This is a genomic window from Actinomycetospora sp. (genome assembly GCF_055612215.1).
Window position 1 is genome coordinate 1 of the sequence record NZ_JBVPVA010000469.1, and the last position, 1,074, is coordinate 1,074.

General features: G+C 74.4%; 2 protein-coding genes. Both read left to right on the top strand.

The features are described 5' to 3' along the window. Nucleotides 1-187, top strand: a 187-nt coding sequence (locus AC0CYZ_RS13085) for a hypothetical protein (RefSeq protein WP_472215946.1), incomplete at its 5' end; no start/stop codon positions are given. Continuing rightward, a complete protein-coding gene (locus tag AC0CYZ_RS13090) occupies nt 184-1,005 on the top strand; it encodes a YceI family protein (RefSeq protein ID WP_472215948.1) in 822 nt (273 codons plus the stop codon). The genes AC0CYZ_RS13085 and AC0CYZ_RS13090, both read left to right, overlap by 4 nt. Nucleotides 1,006-1,074: the final 69 nt, after the last annotated feature.

Consider the following 1,074-nt stretch of genomic DNA (forward strand, 5'->3'; position numbering starts at 1 on the left):
ATCCGGTGGCGCCCCCGGCGAGGACCGCGACTGGTCCCACGACTTCGGCGCCGAGGACTTCGGCAGCGACGCGGTCCCGGCCGGGGCCTCCGCCAACGGGCACAACGGCCGGCACGCGTCCGGCACCGCCGGGGAGCCCCCTGCCGCCGGTGACCTCGGCTACGACGCCGACGGCGGGCGCCGGTGACGGCGACGCAGCGCGGGCTCCAGCGCGTCACCGGCATCGCCGTCACCAGCGACGGCTGGCCGGTGCCGTTCGCGGTCGTCACGGTGATCGACGCCGCCGGTCAGCAGATCGGAGGCGCCCCGGTGGCCGACGACGGCCGCTTCGTCATCGACGACCTGCCCGCCGGGCCCTGCACCGTCATCACCTCCGCCGTCGGGCACACGCCGGCCGCCCGCCCCGTCGGGGGACCCGGCGACGGCGACCTGGGCCGGGTCGTGCTCACCCGCACCGGCGCGCTCGAGCTGCCCGTGCCGGGCCGGTGGGACATCGACCCGGTGCACTCGCGCATCTCGGCCTCGGCGTTCCACCTCGGGATCACGAAGGTCCACGGTCGGCTGCGCCGCTTCACCGGGCACATCGACATGGGCCCCGACCTGTCCTCGACGCGCGTCAGCGCGGCGATCGAGTCGGCCAGCGTCGACACCGACGACGACACCCGCGACCAGCACCTGCGCGCCGCGGACTTCCTCGACGTGCTCCGGTTCGCCGAGATCCGGTTCGACTCGACGGAGATCGTCCGGCGCACCGCAGACCACTGGACGATGGTCGGCGACCTGCGCCTCAAGGGGATGGTCAACCGGGTCGCCCTCGACGTGGTCTACCACGGGGCGGGCCCCGACCTCTGGGGCGGCGAGCGGGCCGGCTTCTCGGCCACCACGCAGCTCTCCCGCGACGACTTCGACATCTCGTGGAACCAGTCGGTGATCGCCGGCATCTTCGCGATCGGCCGGACGCTGCGCATCGAGATCGACATCGAGGCGGTCCGGGTCACCGACTGATCCGGCACCGGGCCACCTGACTGGCTGGCCCGCCCGTCGAGGGGCACACCAGGCAGCTCAGAGGCCGCC